The sequence below is a fragment of the Bradyrhizobium sp. AZCC 1678 genome, from assembly GCF_036924765.1.
Taxonomy (GTDB): Bacteria; Pseudomonadota; Alphaproteobacteria; order Rhizobiales; family Xanthobacteraceae; genus Bradyrhizobium; species Bradyrhizobium algeriense.
The window spans coordinates 1,789,302-1,808,289 of the sequence record NZ_JAZHSE010000001.1 but is presented as its reverse complement, the minus strand read 5'-3'; the positions used below and the strand labels follow the sequence as shown (position 1 = coordinate 1,808,289).

Annotated in this window: 19 protein-coding genes; 8 read left to right on the top strand and 11 right to left on the bottom strand. The window is 63.7% G+C overall.

What is annotated here, in order from left to right; all coding sequences use genetic code 11:
* Nucleotides 1–12: 12 nt before the first annotated feature.
* The 3 genes from V1294_RS08605 to V1294_RS08595 all read right to left on the bottom strand — a co-directional run bounded on the left by V1294_RS08605 (nt 13) and on the right by V1294_RS08595 (nt 6,239).
* A complete protein-coding gene (locus tag V1294_RS08605) occupies nt 13–1,482 on the bottom strand; it encodes a glycerol-3-phosphate dehydrogenase (RefSeq protein WP_334496376.1) in 1,470 nt (489 codons plus the stop codon).
* A 113-nt stretch (nt 1,483–1,595) separates the two neighbouring features.
* The gene (locus V1294_RS08600) at nt 1,596–3,122 is read right to left on the bottom strand and encodes an ABC-F family ATP-binding cassette domain-containing protein (RefSeq protein ID WP_334496374.1); all 1,527 of its coding nucleotides are present in this window, start codon (nt 3,120–3,122) and stop codon (nt 1,596–1,598) included.
* A 411-nt stretch (nt 3,123–3,533) separates the two neighbouring features.
* On the bottom strand, nt 3,534–6,239 hold the full coding sequence (locus V1294_RS08595; protein ID WP_334496372.1) for a sensor domain-containing protein: 2,706 nt from the start codon (nt 6,237–6,239) through the stop codon (nt 3,534–3,536).
* Between the two features lie 258 nt (nt 6,240–6,497).
* Here V1294_RS08595 and V1294_RS08590 point away from each other — a divergent pair, with 258 nt between their 5' ends.
* Nucleotides 6,498–7,601: an NAD(P)/FAD-dependent oxidoreductase gene (locus V1294_RS08590; RefSeq protein ID WP_334496370.1), complete on the top strand. Its 1,104-nt coding sequence runs from the start codon at nt 6,498–6,500 to the stop codon at nt 7,599–7,601.
* 76 nt (nt 7,602–7,677) lie between these two features.
* Here V1294_RS08590 and V1294_RS08585 read toward each other — a convergent pair whose 3' ends face one another.
* Nucleotides 7,678–7,863 (bottom strand): YdcH family protein, encoded by a 186-nt coding sequence (locus tag V1294_RS08585; protein WP_108514121.1) that lies wholly within the window; start codon nt 7,861–7,863, stop codon nt 7,678–7,680.
* 344 nt (nt 7,864–8,207) lie between these two features.
* Here V1294_RS08585 and V1294_RS08580 point away from each other — a divergent pair, with 344 nt between their 5' ends.
* The 3 genes from V1294_RS08580 to V1294_RS08570 all read left to right on the top strand — a co-directional run bounded on the left by V1294_RS08580 (nt 8,208) and on the right by V1294_RS08570 (nt 9,134).
* A complete protein-coding gene (locus V1294_RS08580; RefSeq protein ID WP_057851906.1) occupies nt 8,208–8,414 on the top strand; it encodes a YdcH family protein in 207 nt (68 codons plus the stop codon).
* A gap of 232 nt (nt 8,415–8,646) precedes the next feature.
* Nucleotides 8,647–8,859, top strand: coding sequence for a hypothetical protein (locus V1294_RS08575; RefSeq protein WP_334504556.1), 213 nt, complete (start codon nt 8,647–8,649; stop codon nt 8,857–8,859).
* Nucleotides 8,860–8,882: 23 nt separating this feature from the next.
* Nucleotides 8,883–9,134: a hypothetical protein gene (locus V1294_RS08570; protein ID WP_108514122.1), complete on the top strand. Its 252-nt coding sequence runs from the start codon at nt 8,883–8,885 to the stop codon at nt 9,132–9,134.
* A 116-nt stretch (nt 9,135–9,250) separates the two neighbouring features.
* On the opposite strand, the gene V1294_RS08565 is transcribed toward V1294_RS08570, so the two are convergent.
* Complete coding sequence (locus V1294_RS08565; RefSeq protein WP_334477160.1) at nt 9,251–9,934, bottom strand: GGDEF domain-containing protein; 684 nt, start codon at nt 9,932–9,934, stop codon at nt 9,251–9,253.
* Between the two features lie 151 nt (nt 9,935–10,085).
* On the opposite strand from V1294_RS08565, the gene purE reads away from it, so the two are divergent.
* Both purE and V1294_RS08555 read left to right on the top strand, forming a co-directional pair.
* A complete protein-coding gene (purE, locus tag V1294_RS08560) occupies nt 10,086–10,574 on the top strand; it encodes a 5-(carboxyamino)imidazole ribonucleotide mutase (protein ID WP_334477158.1) in 489 nt (162 codons plus the stop codon).
* Complete coding sequence (locus V1294_RS08555; RefSeq protein WP_334496368.1) at nt 10,571–11,674, top strand: 5-(carboxyamino)imidazole ribonucleotide synthase; 1,104 nt, start codon at nt 10,571–10,573, stop codon at nt 11,672–11,674. Before purE ends, V1294_RS08555 begins: the two co-directional genes overlap by 4 nt.
* Before the next feature lie 35 nt (nt 11,675–11,709).
* Here the strand turns inward: V1294_RS08555 and aqpZ are convergent, their stop codons facing one another.
* Entirely contained in the window at nt 11,710–12,432 is a 723-nt protein-coding gene (gene aqpZ, locus V1294_RS08550; protein ID WP_334477156.1) for an aquaporin Z, read from the bottom strand.
* Between the two features lie 251 nt (nt 12,433–12,683).
* On the opposite strand from aqpZ, the gene rpsU reads away from it, so the two are divergent.
* Both rpsU and V1294_RS08540 read left to right on the top strand, forming a co-directional pair.
* A complete protein-coding gene (gene rpsU, locus V1294_RS08545) occupies nt 12,684–12,989 on the top strand; it encodes a 30S ribosomal protein S21 (RefSeq protein WP_057838472.1) in 306 nt (101 codons plus the stop codon).
* 227 nt (nt 12,990–13,216) lie between these two features.
* Nucleotides 13,217–13,882, top strand: a complete 666-nt coding sequence (locus V1294_RS08540; protein WP_334496366.1) for a tetratricopeptide repeat protein — start codon at nt 13,217–13,219, stop codon at nt 13,880–13,882.
* 110 nt (nt 13,883–13,992) lie between these two features.
* Here the strand turns inward: V1294_RS08540 and V1294_RS08535 are convergent, their stop codons facing one another.
* The 5 genes from V1294_RS08535 to V1294_RS08515 form a co-directional block, all read right to left on the bottom strand.
* The gene (locus tag V1294_RS08535) at nt 13,993–15,072 is read right to left on the bottom strand and encodes a hypothetical protein (RefSeq protein WP_334496364.1); all 1,080 of its coding nucleotides are present in this window, start codon (nt 15,070–15,072) and stop codon (nt 13,993–13,995) included.
* Between the two features lie 209 nt (nt 15,073–15,281).
* Nucleotides 15,282–15,566, bottom strand: coding sequence for a cupin domain-containing protein (locus V1294_RS08530; protein WP_334477147.1), 285 nt, complete (start codon nt 15,564–15,566; stop codon nt 15,282–15,284).
* A gap of 21 nt (nt 15,567–15,587) precedes the next feature.
* Nucleotides 15,588–16,685, bottom strand: coding sequence for a calcium:proton antiporter (locus V1294_RS08525; RefSeq protein WP_334496362.1), 1,098 nt, complete (start codon nt 16,683–16,685; stop codon nt 15,588–15,590).
* A gap of 54 nt (nt 16,686–16,739) precedes the next feature.
* Nucleotides 16,740–17,546 carry an alpha/beta hydrolase gene (locus tag V1294_RS08520; protein ID WP_334496360.1) on the bottom strand — a complete coding sequence of 269 codons (807 nt, stop codon included), beginning with the start codon at nt 17,544–17,546 and terminating at the stop codon, nt 16,740–16,742.
* Between the two features lie 18 nt (nt 17,547–17,564).
* A complete protein-coding gene (locus V1294_RS08515; protein WP_334496358.1) occupies nt 17,565–18,962 on the bottom strand; it encodes an NAD(P)(+) transhydrogenase (Re/Si-specific) subunit beta in 1,398 nt (465 codons plus the stop codon).
* Nucleotides 18,963–18,988: the final 26 nt, after the last annotated feature.

The window sequence follows — 18,988 nt, the reverse complement described above, 5'->3', positions numbered from 1 at the left end:
CCGATCCATTCTTCACACGGGCGCCGCCATGAACGCAGCCAGCGCCTCGCGATCCGCCGGCGGCATGGTGAGGCCGAGCTTGGTGCGCCGCCACAAGACGTCGTCCGGAAAACGCGCCCATTCCTTTTGCATGAGATAGCGTACTTCGGCTCCCGTCAATTCCGGCCCGAAGGCCGGGCCGAGGTCGCTGCGCGCCTTGACGTCACCGAGGATCTCCTTGGCGTTCGACCCGTAGGCGGCGACCAGACGCCTCGCCTGGTCCTCGCCGAGAAACCGCCAGCGCTCGCGTACTTCATCCACCTCGTTGTCAAAACAATCCCAGGCAAAATCGCCGCCGGGCAGCGGTGCCTTCGCGGTCCAGCGCGCCGACATCGGATAGAACGGCGTCAGCTTCGACACCGCCCGCTCCGCGCGCAGCCGCGAGGTGGTGACGTCGCCGCCGAAAATATTGAGCAGCGGCGCGTTGCCGCGCCCATGGTCGAGCGTTATCGCCCCATCGCGCTGATGTCGCCCGCCTGCGGAAGCCGGCACCATGTTGGCGCCCGAAAGCGTGCGCACCACGTCGACCGTCTCGATCCGCTCGCGGAAATAGCGGTTCGCCGCATCGCAGAGATAGGCGACGTCGCCAGCCGCCATCGCGACGATGGCGGGATCGCCCTTGAAGGCATGGCTGGCGGTGCCGATCAGGGTAAAATCGCGCTCATAGGGACTGGCGAAAATCAGCTGTCCGTCGCTGTTCTGGAACACATAGACGTTGTCGCTGTCGAACAGGCGGCGGACGACGATCTGGTCCATCTGTACGGCGGCCACCTTAGGCGGCGGCACGCGCAACACCGTCTCGGCGACCGACGGCGTCCAGGCGCCGGTAGCGTTGGCGACCGCCCTGGCCGTGACGATCTGGCGAAAGCCGCGATCTTTCGTCGCCAGCCGCCATTCCTTGCCGCGTTCGGCCCGGGTGCAGCGCGCGCCGGTGCGAATCACCGCGCCACGCGCCGCAGCATCGACGGCGATGAGAACCACCAGCCGGGAATCGTCCACGACGCAGTCAGAATATTCGAAGGCGGTGCCGAACGGGCGCTTCAGCGCGTTGCCCACGGGATGGTGGGTGACGTCGACGGTCGCCGAGGCCGGCAGACCGCTGCGCGAGGCCAGCCGGTCGTACAACAGCAGCCATGAGCGCAACTGCCAGGCCGGGCGTTCGTCGGAATGGGCAGGGATAGCAAACCGCATCGGGCGAACCAGATGCGGCGCTATCCTGAGCCAGACGTCGCGCTCGGCCAGCGCCGAACGGACGCGAAGGAAATGCCGGCGCTCCAGGCCTGCGAGATCGCCATGGATCAGCCGCGGCGAGGCCGAGGAGGCGCCCGCGCCGAGATCGCCCTGCTCCAGCAGGATCACGCGCAAGCCCCGTCCAGCGGCGTCGCGCGCGATGCTGACGCCGTTCAATCCGCCGCCAATGATCGCGAGATCGTAGTCCGCCATACGCAAGGCTAGTGAGAGAGAATCTGATATCACTACACTAGGGCATGATGGCCAAAAGTGGATGTCGCTCCTGGAAATGAATCAAGTCCAGGCAAAACCGGGCAGCCGCCGCGCTAGCCGGTTGCGCCGACCGATGCGAAAAAGCGCTCCGGTCCTTCCAGTTCCACCAGCCTCTTCTTTTCGATCAGCCAGAACCGGTTTCCTACCGTTCGCACGAAGTTGCGGTCGTGTGAAACCAGCAGGCAGCTTGCCTGATGCGCCAGCAATTCGTCTTCCAGCGCTTCCTGTCCTTCGATATCCAGGTGATTGGTGGGCTCATCGAGCAGATAGAAGTTTGGCTGGGCGAGCCGCAGCAGAAGCATGCCGAGACGCGCCTTCTGTCCGCCCGAAAGCCGGCCGATCGGACGGCTTTGCATCGCAACCGACAGGCCTGCGCCGGCGAGCAAGGCGCGCGCACGCTGATCGCCGACCTCGAAACGGCCGACGATCGTGTGCATCGGCGTGTCGGCATCGGAAAGATCGGCAAGATTCTGTTCACAATAGCCGAGCGCCAGCGACTGCGAGACCTTGATGCCGGCTTGCGTGGCTTCCGGGTTTTCGATCGCTTGACGCAGCATCGCTACAAGCCGGGTCTTGCCCGCCCCGTTCGGCCCCAGCAGCACGATCCGGTCTTCCTTGCAGATGAACTGCTTGCCGGTCTTGAACAACAACCTGCCGTCCGGGGCCGCGACAGCGGCATCGTCCAGCGCAATCAGAACTTTGGCGCGCGTTTCGCGGTTGGCGAGCTTGATCGTCCCTGCGGATCGTTCCAGGTGGGCGGGCTTTGCCGCATCTTCCAGCTTCTCGGCCCGCTGCTTCAGTTGCTTCGTCTTCTGCAACAGAAGGTCACTACCGGAATTGACGCCGATATTGTTGAGCTTTGCAGCGTGCTGACGAAGCTGCCCGGCAGCCTTCAGGTCACGCCGGTAGCGGCGCTCATCCGAGGCATCCGCCTCGCTCAGCGCGGCGCGCGCCTGCGTATAGGGCAGCGAAAATATCTGCGTCCGCTCGGGCCGCAAGAATACCGTGCGGTTCGTGGTTGCGTCGAGAAAGGCGCGGTCATGGCTCGATATCACGACCGGCATATCCCGTGGCAGCGCGTTCAGCCACGCTTCAAGCTGACAAATCCTGGCGAGGTCCAAATGGTTGGTCGGCTCGTCGAGCAACAACACATCAGCCTCGGCCACCACGATGCGGGCAAGCATGGCAAACCGCTGCCAACCGCCGCTTAGTTGATTCAGCGGCCTCTCCCGCAGCGCCTCGGGCACATCAAGCGATTCCAGGGCAACGTCGACCCTCCAGCCTTCACTTGCCCGTCGTTCAACGGGAAGCATGTCGAGCACCGCCGCATGGAACGGCGTATCCGCGAGCGCAGACGGTACATCCTGCTCGACATAGCCGATGGTCAGCCCGCGCGACCGGATGATCTCGCCATCGCTCGGCTCCGCCATGCCTGCAATGCAGCGCAGCAGCGTGGTCTTGCCGCGCCCATTGGCTGCGACGAGCCCGATGCGGTCACCGGGATTGACGGAAAGGTCCAGTCGGGAAAACAGCGGCGCGTTCAACGTCACGCCAAGATTGCGAATATTGATAAGGGTCATGATCGTTTCCCTGGTCTTGCCGGCCAAACACGGCGTCCGGGGCATACAGCCATCGTCGGATGTTCGTGTTGGAGCGCGGCGAGCTACACAAATGCGGGCACGAACGATCAGGCGTTCGACGCCGCATTGCCACGAGGGCAGACCAGGAAGAGATTTTCGGAAAAGCCTCTGGTCAGCCCTGCAAACTCATTTGCAGGGCGTTGACAGGGCCGAGCTGGCGATAGTGCCGCAAAAATGTCGTCACCGCGCAGCCCTCCCTATCTCGATCAGGTATCGAGCCAAAATAGCCGGGCCCTCAAGGGAAGGCAAGCCAGGTTCTCGCGAAATCAAATCGCGAAAAGCCCGATGTCACGCATGCCGTCGCATCTGTGGGCCTTGCACCCGATGCAACGCGGCTGCGATTTCGCGAAATCAGGCGCTGGCGAGCTTGCGTTCGCTTTCGACGCCGTTTGCGGCGCTGCGGCCGACCAGCGCGTCGTAGTGCCCGATCGGCTGGGGCTTGCCGAGGAAATAGCCCTGCACCGCGTCGCAGCCCTCGTCCGCGAGGAAGCTGAGTTGCTCCTGGGTCTCCACGCCTTCGGCAACGATCGACATTTCGAGGCCGTGGCCGAGATCGATGACGGCGCGGACGATCGCCGCCGATTGCGGGTTGCGGCCGAGATTCATGACAAAGGCGCGGTCGATCTTGATCTTGTCGAACGGGAACGCCTGCAGATAGCTCAGCGAGGAATAGCCGGAGCCGAAATCGTCCATCGAGATGCGCACGCCGAGCGCCTTCAGCCGCCGCAACAGCGCGAGGCCACGATCGAAATCCTCGATCAGCACGCCCTCGGTGATTTCGAGCTCGAGCCGGTCAGGGGCGAGGCCAGTTTCGAGCAGGATCGAATGCACCAGGCTGACCACGTCGCCGTGCATGAACTGCGCCGGCGACAGGTTGACGGCGATCTGCATCGGCACCGGCCAGGAGGCGGCCTCCCGGCAGGCTTCGCGCAGGATCCAGACGCCCATTTCGACGATCAGGCCGCTTTCTTCCGCCAGCGGAATGAACTCGCCCGGCGACACGAAGCCGCGCATCGGATGCATCCAGCGCGCCAGCGCCTCGAAGCCGATGACCTTGCTGGCCGCGATCGTTGCGCCCGACGCGGCCTGCGGCTGATAGTGCAACGACAATTCGCCGTTCCTGATCGCCATCGAGAGATCCTGATGCAGCACGCGGCGGTCGCGGATCTGCTGATCCATCTCGGGCGCGAAGATGCTGATCGAGCCGCGCGACTTCTGCTTGGCGCGGAACAGCGCCGCGCCGGAATTGGCGAGCAGCGAAGCCGCCTCCGAGCCGTGATGCGGAAATACCGAGATGCCGGTAGTGACACCGGTGCGCACCGACTTGCCGTCGATCACGAATTCGTCCGACAGCGTTTGCGCGAGTTTTTCGGCGAGCGCGTTGCCGGCCTCCGGCTGCTTGCCGTCGATGATCAGGCCGAACTCGTCACCGGACAGCCGGGCCACCACGCCGCCACGGGCGCAGGCCTGGATGCGGCCGGCGACCTCGATCAGCAGCTTGTCGCCCATCGCATGGCCGAACACGTCGTTGATTTCCTTCAGGCCGTCGAGGTCGACGCATAGCACGGCAAATTCTTCGTCGGTGCCGGCGCAGGCCTCGATCATCTGCGCCAGCGCCTGCAGGAAGGCGGCGCGGTTCGGCAGATCGGTCAGGCCGTCATGATAGGCCATGTGCGCCATCCGCGATTCGGTCTGGCGGCGGTCGGTGACGTCCTCGTGGGTCTTGATCAGGTATTGCGGCTCGCCGGCCTCGTCGAGAACCGTCATGCGGCGGGTCAGGAACAGCCGCAGCCCATCCTTGGTGGAGATCGGGTGCTCTTCGGTGAGCAGGCCGCGCTTCTTGATCGCGGCCTCGTCGCGCGCGATGATCAGCTTGGCTTCGCGCGGATTGAAGATGTCGGCGGCGGTAAGGCCGGTGGCATCCTCGCGGCGGCGATTGAGAATGGTCTCGGCGCTGCGGTTGGCGAGCAGATACCGCCCGTCGCTGATGCGCTCCACGATCAGCGACACCGGGATGTTGTCTACCACCAGTTCCAGGAACTTCTTGGTGTTTTCGAGCTCGCGCGACAGCGACCGCCGATCGGTGACGTCGTCGAACAGCGAGATCAGGAATTCAGGCTTGTTGTTCTCGTTGCGCGCGACCACGCGATTGGAGGACAGAACGCGCTTGTCGTCGCCCCGCTCGACGGAATATTCACTGCGATGATAGCCTTCCGGCGCCGTTATCGCCGCCTGGTCCGCCGTCTCGATGCTGTTCGCGGTTTCCGGCCGGAAGATTTCGTCGGCGCGCTTGCCGATGATGTGATCGCGGGAGAAGCGCGAGAATCGTTCGAACGCGCGGTTGGCGAAGATATAGCGGCCGTCGTCGATGTTCTTGGCGGCGACGCAGACCGGAACGTTGTCGAGCACCGATTCCAGAAATTTGGTGGTCGATGCCAGTTTGCGCGACAGCTGGCGCTGCTCCGTGCAATCCTCGTGCGTTCCGATCGTCCCGCCATTGGGCAGGTTGAAGATCTTCGATAGCACCGATCGCCCGCCCGGCAGTTCGGTGACGACGCCTTCCGGGCGGCGGGCAAGCTTGCTGAACTCGTCGACGGTAAGATTGATCAGGCCCCGCGCGAGGCGCAGTTCGGCCAGTTCGCGGCCGGTCATGGATCTCGAAATCTCGGCGCGGCTGAGCCCGTACATTTCGAGAAAGCGGTCGTTGCAGAAGACCACGCGGTTTTGCGCGTTGGTGATCATCACGCCCTGGTTGAGCGTGTTGAGCGCCGAACCGATGAATGCGCTACGCTGCAATTGTGCGCTCTTGGCCCCGCGCAACGCCGCCAGCATCCAGATCCCGATCGCGACCAGGAAGGAAACGACGGCAATCCCCCCGAGCAGGAGTTCCCACACCAGATTGGGATCGAGTTCGCCGATATAGCTCGCCGGGGCAAAGCCCGCGGAAGGCGCGGCAGCCCACGCAATTCCGCACGGCGCAGCAATGGCGAGCAGACAGACGAGGGCCTGCGCCGGAATCGAATTCTTCCGTCCTGCCTGCCGGTTCCTGTTAGCCATTACCCACCCGAGGTTTCCGGGCGGAGTGTCTGGCTTGACGGGTTTGGATCGGGTAAATGACTACCCCTGCAATTCTAAAATGCGACCCAAATTACGGCAATTGGCCTGACATGATTAATGCTTCACTAACAAGACGGCGTTCGCGGCCTATTTCGAACCAAACCAACGGGTTGTTTGGCTGCTCCGGCGGACGAAACGACGATTGCCGTGCGTGGCAGGCGCCGATCCCCACGCCGGATTCTCAGGTCCGAAGCTGACATGGACAAGGTCGATAGCGTCGTCGTCGGAGCGGGGGTGATCGGGCTTGCGATCGCGCGACGGCTGGCCCAGGCGGGCCGCGAAGTGATCGTGCTCGAGGCCGCTGAGGGCATCGGCACCATCACCTCCTCCCGCAACAGCGAGGTGATCCACGCCGGCATCTATTACCGCGCGGGCAGCCTGATGGCGCAGATGTGCGTGAGCGGCAAGCGCGCGCTCTACCAGTATTGCCGCGACCACGGCATTCCCCATCGCAATTGCGGCAAGCTGATCGTTGCGACGACACCAAGCGAAACCGAAAAACTGCAGTCGATCCGCGCGCATGCCGAAGCCAATGGCGTCGACGATCTGCAGTTGCTGACGGGCGAGGCGGCGCGCGCGCTGGAGCCCGCGCTCAACTGCGATGCCGCCCTGCTCTCGCCGTCCACCGGCATCATCGACAGCCACGCCTACATGCTGGCGCTGCGGGGCGACGCGGAAGAAGCCGGCGCGGCTTACGCATTCCACACGCCGCTGTTGAGCGCCCGGGCCGGCGCCGGCCGGATCGAAATCGAAGCCGGCGGCGACGTGCCGATGACGCTTGCATGCAACCTGCTCGTCAACGCGGCGGGGCTGGGCGCGCCCGCGTTGGCGCGCAGCATCGAAGGCATGCCGATCGGGCTGATCCCCTGCGCCTATCTGGCCAAGGGCAATTATTTCAGCTGCAGCGCGCGGGCCCCGTTTTCACACCTGATCTATCCGGTGCCGGAGCCCGGCGGATTGGGCGTGCACCTGACGCTCGACATGGCGGGACAGGCGCGTTTCGGCCCCGACGTGGAATGGATCGAGAGCATCGACTATGCGGTGGATCCTGCCCGTGCCGAGCGATTCTATCCTGCGATCCGGCGCTACTGGCCGACGCTGCCGGACGGCGCGCTGGTGCCGAGTTATTCCGGAATCCGGCCGAAGATCGTGCCGCCGGCCGTCGCTACCCAGGATTTTCTAATTCAGGGCCCAGCCGATCACGGCGTCGCCGGGCTGATCAATCTGTTCGGTATCGAATCGCCGGGACTGACATCGTCGCTCGCGATCGCCGATCATGTCGGCGCGCTGGCGGCGATGTAACAGGCCGCGAGCGGACGGATGAGCGCAGCGGCGCCCATCCGGTCGCGTGGGAATTTTCGATACTTTGCTGGACTGATTAGTGGAGAGTTTCGCCGACGGTATGCTTCAACCGCTCGATCTCATCCTTGACCATCAACTTGCGGCGCTTCAACTCGACAATTTGCAGGTCGTCTGTGGAGAGGTGCACGAGCGCTTCGTGCAATTCATTCTCGAGGATCTTGTGTTTACGTTCAAGTTCAACAAGATGCGCCTGTAGTGCCATACGAAATCTCCTCGGTGGGTGAACCTCAGATTCGATCCGGACGAGGGAGTGTACACCAGACCGCGAATCTGTCGATGGTTATCCAGAATCGCGCCTGTCATATTTTCGGATTTATCTGTAACCAAACGTGAGTATGGGAACCCGGTCAGCTTGCGGACCGGCCTCGCAGGGACGATATTCACTGCCAGCCCAGAGCATGATCTCCGCGCCAACGCGTTCAGCGTTTGTCGCGGAGATTGTGCTCAAATCAAAGAGCTGGAGCGGGATGACTATTCGAGGAAGAGTTATCGCGCTCCAGGAATAATCCGTTCACAACCTCATCGCGCTTTCAGCTAACGTACACCATGACCGACGATGATGAGCGTGAGCTAGAAAACGAGCTCGCCCGGCTGCAGCAGGAGCATCGCGATCTCGATGCGGCGATCGACGCGCTGCATCAGTCGCCGGCGCCGGACTTGCTGCGGTTGCAGCGGCTGAAAAAACGCAAACTGCAATTGCGCGACCGCATCGCCTTCATCGAAGACCAGATCACGCCCGATATCATCGCCTGATCGTTGCGCTTGCCTGGTTCGGCCAATTCGGTTCGCAAAGATCGTCCGCCTTCCGGCAGATATTTTTCCCCGACATCCACACCACCCGGCGTCGCGAAGAATCTTGCCGGACGGCCAATCGAAAAAAACAGGTTTCCGGTGGGCGGATGCGGCTTGACTTCACAAGAACAAAAAGGGAACATATCACCCTGCCGCCAGCCTCGGGAGTTCCGCCATGTCCGTCACATCATCCATGTCCGTCACCCCTCCCCTGTCCGACAACAGCCGTTACGAGCAGGCCTGCGACCAGGCCATCGCGATGTGCGACGGCAATCTACGCTCGACCATCAAGGCGCTGATCATGGCGAACGAGTATCTGGAAACCGAACTGGAGGAATTGCAGGTGGCAATCGCCGCCGGCTGCGTGCCGGCGCGAACCTCCCATACGGAGAGCGACGCTGCCTGATCCACCAAACCCGGAGCGAACCAATGGCCGATGTCACTTATTACGTCGCAATGCCATTCCTGCAGGACGATAGCGGTTCGCCGATGGCGGGAGCCGCGGAAGAATGCCAGAGCCCGACGACCGCGTTACGGCGCGCCGAGATGATGTCGCGAATGGCCGGCAGCATCGGCGCCGTCGCCTTCAGCCGCAGCGGCGATCCGATGATCGGCGAATTCGGCGACGCGAAGTTGCTGCGCAAGTTCGGCGATGTGCCGGATGATCTCAGCGGGCTGTAGGGATCGTCGGCATTCGTAGGTGGGCAACGCGCAAGCGTGCCCACCATCATGCTTGCCAGATATACGGTGGGCACGGCGCAAGCGCGCCTTTGCCCACCCTACAGATCTCAAGCTCTTCACGACGCCTCGTGCCGCCGCAGCGCCTTGCGCACATACATGGCGCTGTCGGCCGCTTCCAGCGCGCGGCCGGCTTCGGAGTGGGTATCGAGAACAGAGACGCCCGCGGAGGCGCCCGCGGTAATGGTGCGGCCATCGAACTCGAAGGCGAGGCGATCGATCGCTTCCTCCAGCGCGGCCGCCTTGGCCCTGGCATCGGTCTCGCTGAGATTCCACAACAGCAGCGCGAACTCGTCGCCGCCGAGCCGGCCGACCACATCGGAAGCGCGCACCTGCGCGAGCAGCGTCGTGACGATGGCCTTGAGCACCTGGTCGCCTGCGGCGTGTCCGAAGGCGTCGTTGATCGGCTTCAAGCGATCGACGTCGAGCACGACCAAGGCACCGCCGGCACGATAGCGCTTGATGTAGGCAATCGCGCGATTGAGCTCGCGCTCGAAGCCGCGCCGGTTCGGGATGCCCAGCAGGAAGTCGGTATCGGCGGAGGCCTGAAGTTCCTCGATCTGCGCCTGCGTCCGGGCCAGTTCCGCCTTCAGCCGGCGAATCGTCGCCTTGGTGCCGTTAGACACTGCCGGCGGCCGGGATCCCGGCGCGGATGACCGCCGCGGTGCGGCTTTTTGCCCGGAAGCCGCGCTTTTGAGGCGTTTTCCGGCCCTGGAGGCGGTCGCCCTGGTTTTCTTCTTCATGGCCTTCCCTGTGCAGGCTTGCTTATGAAGGCTTGCCGGGATTCACCAAGACAGGATAGTCCATTCCTGATCCCTTGCCACGCCTTGGATGAGCCCCGGGTCGACCCTATAATCGGCCTATGTTTCTGGATTCCCGAACAGAATTGACGAGATGACCGCACCCATCGCCATCATCATGGGCAGCCAGTCCGACTGGGAGACCATGCGCCACGCCGCCGAGACGCTGACGGCGCTCGGGATCGACTGCGAAAAGCGCATCGTCTCGGCCCACCGGACCCCGGACCGGCTGTTCGCCTTCGCCAAGGGCGCCAAGGCGGCCGGCTTCAAGGTCATTATCGCCGGCGCCGGCGGCGCGGCGCATTTGCCGGGCATGGCGGCGGCGCTGACGGAACTGCCGGTGTTCGGTGTTCCCGTCGAATCCAGGGCGCTGTCGGGGATCGATTCGCTGTACTCGATCGTGCAGATGCCGGCCGGCGTTCCCGTCGGCACGCTGGCGATCGGAAAGGCCGGCGCCATCAACGCCGCACTGCTCGCAGCAAGCGTGCTCGCGCTGAATGACGCGGCGCTGGCAACGCGATTGGCCGCCTGGCGCAAGCAGCAGACCGACGCCGTCAACGAGCGCCCGGAGGGATCGGCGTGACGGCTTCAGGCAAGGTGAAGCTGAAGCCGGGCGATACCATCGGAATTCTCGGCGGTGGACAATTGGGCCGGATGCTGGCGATGGCGGCGGCGCGCCTTGGCCTCAGATGCCAGGTGTTTTCGCCGGACCCGGATTCGCCCGCCTTCGACGTGGTGCTTAACGCGACCTGTGCCGAATATGCCGACGTCGAGGCGCTGGAGTTGTTCGCCAACGATGTCGATGTCATCACCTATGAATTCGAGAACGTGCCGGCCGCCACCGCCATGGTGCTGGCCGCGCGGCGTCCGGTATTGCCGGCGCAGAGGATCCTCGAAACCACGCAGGACCGGCTGATCGAAAAAGATTTCGTCAAGCGGCTCGGCATCGACACCGCCGACTATGCTGACGTGTCGTCGGTGGAAACGCTGCAGAGCGCCATTGCACGCATCGGCCTTCCCGCCGTGATCAAGACCCGCCGCTTCGGCTATGACGGCAAGGGCCAGGCGATCATTCGCGAAGGCGACGACCCCGCTCAAGTCTGGCAAGACCTCGGCACCAAATCCGCGATCCTCGAAGCCTTCGTTCCATTCGAGCGCGAGATCTCTGTGATCGCCGCGCGCTCAGTCGACGGTCAGGTCGAATGCTACGATGTCACCGAAAACGAGCACCGCGATCACATCCTGAAATTCTCGCGCGTGCCCGCTGCGATCTCGGATGCGCTGACCGCAGACGCGCGTGCGGTCGCCGAGAAGATCGCCAACGCGCTTGACTATGTCGGCGTGCTTGCAGTCGAATTGTTCGTGGTCGCCGGAAACGGCGGACCGCATGTGCTGGTCAACGAGATTGCGCCACGGGTGCATAATTCCGGCCACTGGACGCTGGACGGCGCCTCGATCTCCCAGTTCGAGCAGCACATCAGGGCGATCGCCGGCTGGCCGCTCGGCAAGCCGGTACGTCACGGCCAGGTCACCATGACCAACCTGATCGGCGACGACATCCTCGACTACGAGCAATGGCTGACGGTGCCCGGCGCCACGGTTCACCTCTACGGCAAGGGCGCGCCGCGGCCGGGCCGCAAGATGGGCCATGTCACCGAAGTGGCTCCGGCAAGCAAGAAATAGCGTGCCTGCCCTGCTTCGCCGGCGCGTTTAAAAGATCAGGCCGTCTTCAAGCCTTCCACGACACCGGCCGGCTCCTCGCTGAGCCAGCGATAGATCACGCCGCCGAGCGCACCGCCGATCAGCGGCGCAACCCAGAACAGCCAGAGCTGCGCCAGCGCCCAGCCGCCGACGAACAGCGCAGGCCCGGTGCTGCGCGCGGGATTTACCGACGTGTTGGTGACGGGAATGCTGACGAGATGGATCATCACCAGCGCCAGGCCGATAGCGAGCGGCGCAAAGCCCGCGGGCGCCTTGCCGTGGGTGGCCCCCATGATGATGAACAGGAACATCATGGTCATCACCACCTCGGTGATGAAGCAGACCATCATGTTGTACTGCCCGGGCGAATGCGCGTCATAGCCGTTGGAGGCAAAGCCCTTGGCCAGATCGAAGCCGGGCGCGCCGCTTGCGATCACATAGAGCAACGCCGCGGCAACGACCGCGCCGATCACCTGCGCGATCACGTAAGGAACGATCTGCTGCGCCGGAAACCGTCCGCCGGCCGCGAGGCCGATCGTGACGGCGGGGTTGAGATGGCATCCCGAAATGTGGCCGATCGCATAGGCCATGGTGACGACGCTCAGGCCGAACGCCAGGGACACGCCAACCAGGCCGATACCGACCTGCGGAAAACCGGCGGCGATGACCGCGCTGCCGCATCCCGCAAAAGTGAGCCAAAACGTGCCGATCGCTTCAGCGGTATATTTTTTGGTGTTCATACTCGCCTCCTGCATGTTTAGGTTGCCGGATGCTAGAGAGAGCCCGTGAAGGGCTCGTTATTTGAAAAAACCGGGGAGCACCGGCCGAATCCCGCTGATATTAGTGGCTTTCCGGGGCCGGAAACCGGCTTCCCAGGTGGACATCTGCGGATTTGTCTGGTACATGCCCGCGCTCAGGGTAAGGGCCAGGCCTTTCGCCGGCCCTTCACTTTACCAGAATTCCTATCCGATCAATTGAAAGAGGATGCCGCGTGCAGGTTCTCGTCCGCGATAACAATGTCGATCAAGCCCTCAAGGCGCTGAAGAAGAAGATGCAGCGCGAGGGTATTTTCCGCGAGATGAAGCTCCGCGGACACTACGAAAAGCCCTCCGAGAAGAAGGCCCGTGAAAAGGCCGAAGCCGTGCGCCGCGCGCGCAAGCTGGCCCGCAAGAAGCTGCAGCGCGAAGGCCTGCTGCCGATGAAGCCCAAGCCGGTGTTCGGCGCTGGTCCCGGTGGCGACCGTGGTGGCGCTGGCGGCCGTGGTGGCCCGGGCGCAGGTCCGCGCGGACCGCGCTGAGCATCTACAGGGTTTGAATTGAAAACGCGGGCCTCGGGGCCCGCGTTTTTGTTTGGGCCGTTTTTGTTTTCGCCATCGCAGATCCAGCCGTATGGAATAATCGGCTCCGGTATGAGCAGCGCGCTCGATCCACATCTCCTTCGGCCATTGCTGCTATTTTGACCGATGCATTTTGCGACTCATCGGGTTATCTATGCTGCATTGGACAAGCGAGAGTATTCCGCTGCATGGCCGTTACGGATTGCAATGCCTTTCCCTGCGCTTCGCGCTTCACGCCCTGCGCTTCGCGCTTCACGGCCGTACCCATCGCGCTGCTGGCGATCGTTCTCACCTTTCCTCTCGGCGGCTGTTCGTTCGACCTGGGATCATGGGGGGCGGACAAGGAGAAGCCACAGGCCGCCGAGCAGAAGCCGACCGGCACGATCAGCGGGCAAGGCGCCGGCGACGCCCAAGGCTACGCCACGCGCGGCCAGACTCTCGCCAAATCCGGCAAGACCGAAGAAGCGCTGGCGGAATTCGACCGCGCGCTGGCACTCGATCCCTACAATGTGCAGGCCCTGTACGGCCGCGGGCTGATCTATCAGACCGACAAGCGGCATGAGCAGGCGATCGCGGATTTCACCGCAGCCAACGGCCTGACGCCACAACGGGTCGAGCCGCTGCTGGCGCGTGCAACCAGCTACCTCGCCATCGACAAGGCAAAGGAAGCCGCTTCCGATCTCGACGAGGCGGTGCAGGCCGACTCCAACAGCGCGCAAGCCTGGTCGGCTCGCGGCGTCACCTATGAACGTCTGGGCGACAAGGCCAAGGCGTTCACCTCCTACGGCCGCGCGCTCGCGCTCCGCCCCAAGGACGAAGCCGCGCGAAGCGGCCTCGCGCGCACCGGCGGCTAAGGTTTTTCCGGTTTTGATTGAATCGGAATCTGGCTGCAGCTTTGCTTGCGCCAAGCACAAGCCCCCGGATCAAATCCGAGGGCATGCCTCGCCCGAAGACGCCATAGACTTTATTTCGGCAGCACCGCGTGGAAGATCGACTTCGCCGTCGACAGCGCGTCCTCGGCAGCCGCCGTGGCGCGTTCGCGCACGGAAGGTTCGGCCACTTCGGCACGCAGATCGAGCGGGCGCGAGACCGGAATATCGGCGGGCGGGGTCGGGCGGTTCGGGTTGACGGCGTCGGCATAAGGCGGCCGCGCCGGTGACGGAGCTTGACCATAGGGCTCGCCGGCCGGCGAGCCCGAGACCATGATCGGCGGCGGCAGCGGACGAAGCGCAGGCGCATTCGCGGCTGCAGCCGCATTGGCACCCACGGGCGCGTTCGTAGCGACAGGCGCGTTCGCGACCCTGGGCGCCTCGGGAGCGCGAGCCGTCTCCGCGGCGCGCGGAGAGGCTTCGCCGTTGGCGCGCAGGCGCTCGATCGCAGCACGCGCCAGATCGTTGGCATCGCGCCGTTCATCCGGTGCAGCCGCGGTCTCGACCGGGCCAGCCGGCGCGGCCGCCACAACCGGCGCCGCCGAGGAATGCACGGGAGAGGAATTCACGGGAGAGGAATTCTTGGGCTGCACGGGCGACGGCAATATGACTCTGATCTTTTCCTTTTCGCGCGGCGCCGCTGCATGGCGGCTCTGGTCGGCGTCGGCCGGACTTTCGGCCGATTTCGCATCGGACTTGGAATCGGCGGACTTGGTGTCGGAGGACTTGGTGTCAGGCTTGGCGTCTGCCTTTGCTTCGGCTTTGGCTTCAGTCTTTTCCTGGGCCTTTTCGACCACCGCCGGCCGTTCGGCAGCGGTCTTCTCCATGATGGCTTTCTCGGAGATTCCCCTCGCCTTGACGCCGGCGGCCGGGAGGTTGCTGACACTGGCCGTGGTGTCGGCCGACTTGGATTCGGACTTGGCGGATTCGGACTTGGCGTCGGATTTGGCTTCCGCCTTGCCATCCCCCTTGGGATTGGCAGTCGACGCCGCCGCGGCAGGAGCATCCGCGCTGGGCTTGGTCACGATGTAGTGGTTGACGATGTAGGCCCCGATGACGGTCGCAGCCACCGAGGGAAAGATGTCTACGGCGAACTTCTTCAGGTAATTCAACATTCAGGCCACTCCCCGCGGTCCCTCAATTGCAGGAACTTTGAGGCACATTGAGGGATCAACTGCGACGGATCGGTGGCAATTCAGCAGTTCCCGTGCAGGCCGGGCAACGCCGGCCTGGATCGATCTGGAAAATCCAGGTTTCGTTTCAGGGGGGTTAACGGGTTCCCGCCGCCGGCCGGCCCCCGGGGCCACGGCTCCACGGCGGTTGGTCAGGGCTTCAGTTCGACCTCCAGAAACACGATCTCGGCTGCCGTCTCGTTGAGCACGTCGTGCTGGACGCCCGCCTTCCGGAAGTAGGATTTGCCGGCCCCGAGCTGCGCCTTGGTGCGTTCGCCGGTTGGCGCGACGATGGTCATTTCGCCGGAGGTCACCGGCACGATCACGTAATCCATCCCGTGGGTGTGATGGCCGGTGGCGCTGCCCGGCGCCAGCCGCCACTCGGTGACGCGGACTTCGGGGGTGTCGACCTGAACGTCGGATTTGGCGGCAAGCATATCGGGTTCACTCCAGGGGAACTACGGCACGAACACCATAAACACGAATACGGCAAACACCACCATATGCACCAGTCCGAACAGGATGTTGGTGCGGCCGGTGCCGAAGGTGAGCATGCTCAGGAAGAACGTGAGCAGCAGCAGTACCATGCCCTGGCCGTTGAGCCCGAGCACCAGTTCCTTGTCGAGCGCGTAGGTCGCCAGGCCGACCGCGGGAATAGTCAGCCCGATGGTCGCCAGCGACGATCCGAGCGCGAGATTGATACTCTTCTGCAGATCGTTGTTGCGCGCGGCTGCAATGGCGGTGACCCCCTCCGGGAGCAGGATGAGGAGCGCGACCAGTACGCCCGCGAACGCCGGTGGGGCGCCGATCATCGCGGTTACGACATCGACTACGAGCGAAAATTTCTTTGCCAGAAGCACCACGGCAAGCAGCGAGACAAGCAGCAGCGCAATGCTGAGCGCCAGCATCCGGTTCGACAGGGATGAGGTTTCGGTGGCAGCACCGGCGCCTCCCTTGATGAAATAATCACTGTGCCGGATCGTCTGGGTATAAAGGAACACGCCGTAGAGCATGAGCGTGACCAGGTCCACAAAGCCAAGCTGCGCCGACGAATAGATCGGCCCCGGCGCCGTCAGTGTATAATTGGGCATGATCAGCGTAATGGTCGCCAGCACGAACAGCACGCTGAGATAAAGGTTGGCGCCGGAAACCTGGAAATCCTGCTCGCGATAGCGCAGGCCGCCAATGAAGATGCAGAGGCCGACGAGGCCGTTGCACACGATCATCACCACCGCAAACACGGTGTCGCGCGCCAACGCGGGCTGCGGCTTTTCGCCGAGCATGATGGTGGCGATCAGCGCGACCTCGATAATGGTGACCGCAAGCGTCAACAATAGCGTGCCGTAGGGCTCGCCGATCCGCTCGGCGATCACCTCGGCATGATGCACGGCTGCGAACACCGTGCCGAACAGGACCGCCAGCAGCACGGCCGCGAACAACAGCCCGCCGGCCGACGGCGTAAAGCCGAGCCCGAGGCCGGTGGCCACGGCAAACAGCAGCACCGCCAGCGCCGGGAATATCCAGGCCGATTTCGGCATTGGTCCGTGTGCGCTCATGCGGTCAACTCCCCAATGGGTCGTGGACACAAGATGCGTCCCTGAGGGCAGCCATCACCCCTTCGCAAGGTTGATGAAATTTCGCGCGATTTCAATCGCGCCGAAATTATCCAGATCGTTATGACCGCCCCGGGCAAGCCGGACAAACCGTTTCGGCTCGTTCGCCAGCGCAAACAGCCGCTCGCCAAAGGCAACGGGTATCGTGGGATCGAGCGCGCCGTGCATGACGAGCAGCGGAACCTTGACGCTTGCGATCTGCGCGTCGGAACGGAACTGATCCCGCATAAATAGACGCACCGGTGCGAACCAGAACGCCGACGCGGCGACATCGGCGATCGACGTATAGGGAGCTTCCAGGATCAGCCTTCCGATGCGCTGCTCCGCTGCAAGCGCCACCGCAACGCCGGTGCCGAGCGAAAAACCCCAGACGACGATGTCGTCGGCGCGATAGCGTGCGGCCGCAAAGGCATAGGCGACAGCTGCGTCCTGCAGCACTCCGTGCTCGCTCGGTTGCCCGGTCGAGCCCGCATAGCCGCGATAGGACAATGCGATGACCCCGGTCCCGTCGGCGATGATGCTGCGAAAGCGGCCGAAGAAGCCGGCGAGATAATCGCCATTGCCATGGAAGTAGAGGACGACCGGACGGCCCGGCCTCGCCGGAACGTGCCAGACGATAACCTTCTCACCGTCAGCCGTGGTCAGGATATGTTCTTCGGCTTCCGGAAAGCCCGCCGCTGGCGGCGCCGTGCGCGCGGTCGTCGGCACCGGAAACAGAACGGCGCGCTGCGCGAAGAACAGGGCGAGCAGACCGCAGACGTAACCGACTGAGACGACGATCAGCAGCCATTTCAGTACGGTCATGAATTTCCTGCGCGCGACCTACATCCCCTTGACGATGTTCTCGGTGACCTTCTTGGCGTCGCCGAGCAACATCATGGTATTATCGCGATAGAACAGCGGATTGTCGATGCCGGCATAGCCCGAGGCCAGCGAGCGCTTGATGAACATCACGGTGCCGGCCTTCCAGACCTGCAGCACCGGCATGCCGTAGATCGGCGAGGTCTTGTCTTCCTCTGCCGCCGGGTTGGTGACGTCGTTGGCGCCGATCACGAAGGCGATGTCGGCCTGCGCGAATTCGGAGTTGATGTCCTCGAGCTCGAACACCTCGTCATAGGGCACGTTGGCTTCCGCCAGCAGCACGTTCATGTGGCCGGGCATGCGCCCCGCAACCGGGTGGATGGCGTACTTCACCTCGACGCCTTCCTTCTTCAGGAGGTCGCCCATTTCGCGCAGCGCATGCTGGGCCTGCGCCACCGCCATGCCGTAGCCCGGCACGATGATCACCTTCTGCGCGTTCTTCATGATGAAGGCCGCATCGTCGGCCGAGCCCAGCTTGGCGGGCTTCTGCTCGCCGCCGCCACCGCCGGCCGCGGCGGTTTCGCCGCCGAAGCCGCCGAGGATGACCGAGATAAAGGAACGGTTCATCGCGTGGCACATGATGTAGGACAGGATCGCGCCCGAGGAGCCGACCAGCGCACCGGTGATGATCAGTGCGGAGTTGCCGAGCGTGAAGCCGATGCCGGCCGCGGCCCAGCCGGAATAGGAATTCAGCATCGAGATCACGACCGGCATGTCGGCGCCGCCGATCGGGATGATCATGAGCACGCCGAGCACCAGCGCGATGATCGTGATCAGCCAGAAGTCGAGCGCGCTGCCGGACCGGACCAGGCCGAAAATGAAGAACACCAGCGCCAGCGCGAGCGCGATGTTGATGATGTGGCGACCGGGCAGGATGATCGGCGCGCCGCTCATGCGCGCGGAAAGCTTCAGGAACGCGATCACCGAGCCGGTGAAGGTCAGCGCTCCGATGGCGACGCCGAGCGACATTTCGACGAGGCTGGATGCGTGAATGGCGCCGGGCTTGCCGATGTCGAAGGCTTCGGGCGCATAGAAGGCGCCGGCGGCGACCAGCACTGCGGCCATGCCGACCAGCGAGTGGAAGGCGGCGACCAGTTCGGGCATCGAGGTCATCGGCACCCGCCGCGCGATCACCGCGCCGACACCGCCGCCGATGGCGATGCCGAGGATGACCAGCACCCAGGCGATACCATCCGCCGGCGGATGAATGGCGAGCGTGGTCGCGACCGCGATCGCCATGCCGATCATGCCGAACAGATTGCCCTGGCGGGACGACGCTGGACTGGACAAACCGCGCAGCGACAGGATGAACAGCACACCCGCCACGAGATACAGAATTGCAGCCAGATTGGCGTTCATCTCAGGTCCCCTTTGTCTTCGTCACC

What these genes read in the sequence shown, in the direction of transcription:
- V1294_RS08575 (WP_334504556.1), top strand. Translation starts at nt 8,647, where the DNA reads ATGTCCGTCACCCCTCCCCTGTCCGACAACAGCCGTTACGAGCAGGCC.
- V1294_RS08565 (WP_334477160.1), bottom strand. Translation starts at nt 9,934, where the DNA reads ATGAAGAAGAAAACCAGGGCGACCGCCTCCAGGGCCGGAAAACGCCTC.
- V1294_RS08590 (WP_334496370.1), top strand. Translation starts at nt 6,498, where the DNA reads ATGGACAAGGTCGATAGCGTCGTCGTCGGAGCGGGGGTGATCGGGCTT.
- V1294_RS08570 (WP_108514122.1), top strand. Translation starts at nt 8,883, where the DNA reads ATGGCCGATGTCACTTATTACGTCGCAATGCCATTCCTGCAGGACGAT.
- V1294_RS08580 (WP_057851906.1), top strand. Translation starts at nt 8,208, where the DNA reads ATGACCGACGATGATGAGCGTGAGCTAGAAAACGAGCTCGCCCGGCTG.
- V1294_RS08525 (WP_334496362.1), bottom strand. Translation starts at nt 16,685, where the DNA reads ATGAGCGCACACGGACCAATGCCGAAATCGGCCTGGATATTCCCGGCG.
- V1294_RS08530 (WP_334477147.1), bottom strand. Translation starts at nt 15,566, where the DNA reads ATGCTTGCCGCCAAATCCGACGTTCAGGTCGACACCCCCGAAGTCCGC.
- V1294_RS08540 (WP_334496366.1), top strand. Translation starts at nt 13,217, where the DNA reads ATGGCCGTTACGGATTGCAATGCCTTTCCCTGCGCTTCGCGCTTCACG.
- V1294_RS08605 (WP_334496376.1), bottom strand. Translation starts at nt 1,482, where the DNA reads ATGGCGGACTACGATCTCGCGATCATTGGCGGCGGATTGAACGGCGTC.
- V1294_RS08600 (WP_334496374.1), bottom strand. Translation starts at nt 3,122, where the DNA reads ATGACCCTTATCAATATTCGCAATCTTGGCGTGACGTTGAACGCGCCG.
- aqpZ (WP_334477156.1), bottom strand. Translation starts at nt 12,432, where the DNA reads ATGAACACCAAAAAATATACCGCTGAAGCGATCGGCACGTTTTGGCTC.
- V1294_RS08520 (WP_334496360.1), bottom strand. Translation starts at nt 17,546, where the DNA reads ATGACCGTACTGAAATGGCTGCTGATCGTCGTCTCAGTCGGTTACGTC.
- purE (WP_334477158.1), top strand. Translation starts at nt 10,086, where the DNA reads ATGACCGCACCCATCGCCATCATCATGGGCAGCCAGTCCGACTGGGAG.
- V1294_RS08515 (WP_334496358.1), bottom strand. Translation starts at nt 18,962, where the DNA reads ATGAACGCCAATCTGGCTGCAATTCTGTATCTCGTGGCGGGTGTGCTG.
- V1294_RS08535 (WP_334496364.1), bottom strand. Translation starts at nt 15,072, where the DNA reads ATGTTGAATTACCTGAAGAAGTTCGCCGTAGACATCTTTCCCTCGGTG.
- V1294_RS08585 (WP_108514121.1), bottom strand. Translation starts at nt 7,863, where the DNA reads ATGGCACTACAGGCGCATCTTGTTGAACTTGAACGTAAACACAAGATC.
- V1294_RS08595 (WP_334496372.1), bottom strand. Translation starts at nt 6,239, where the DNA reads ATGGCTAACAGGAACCGGCAGGCAGGACGGAAGAATTCGATTCCGGCG.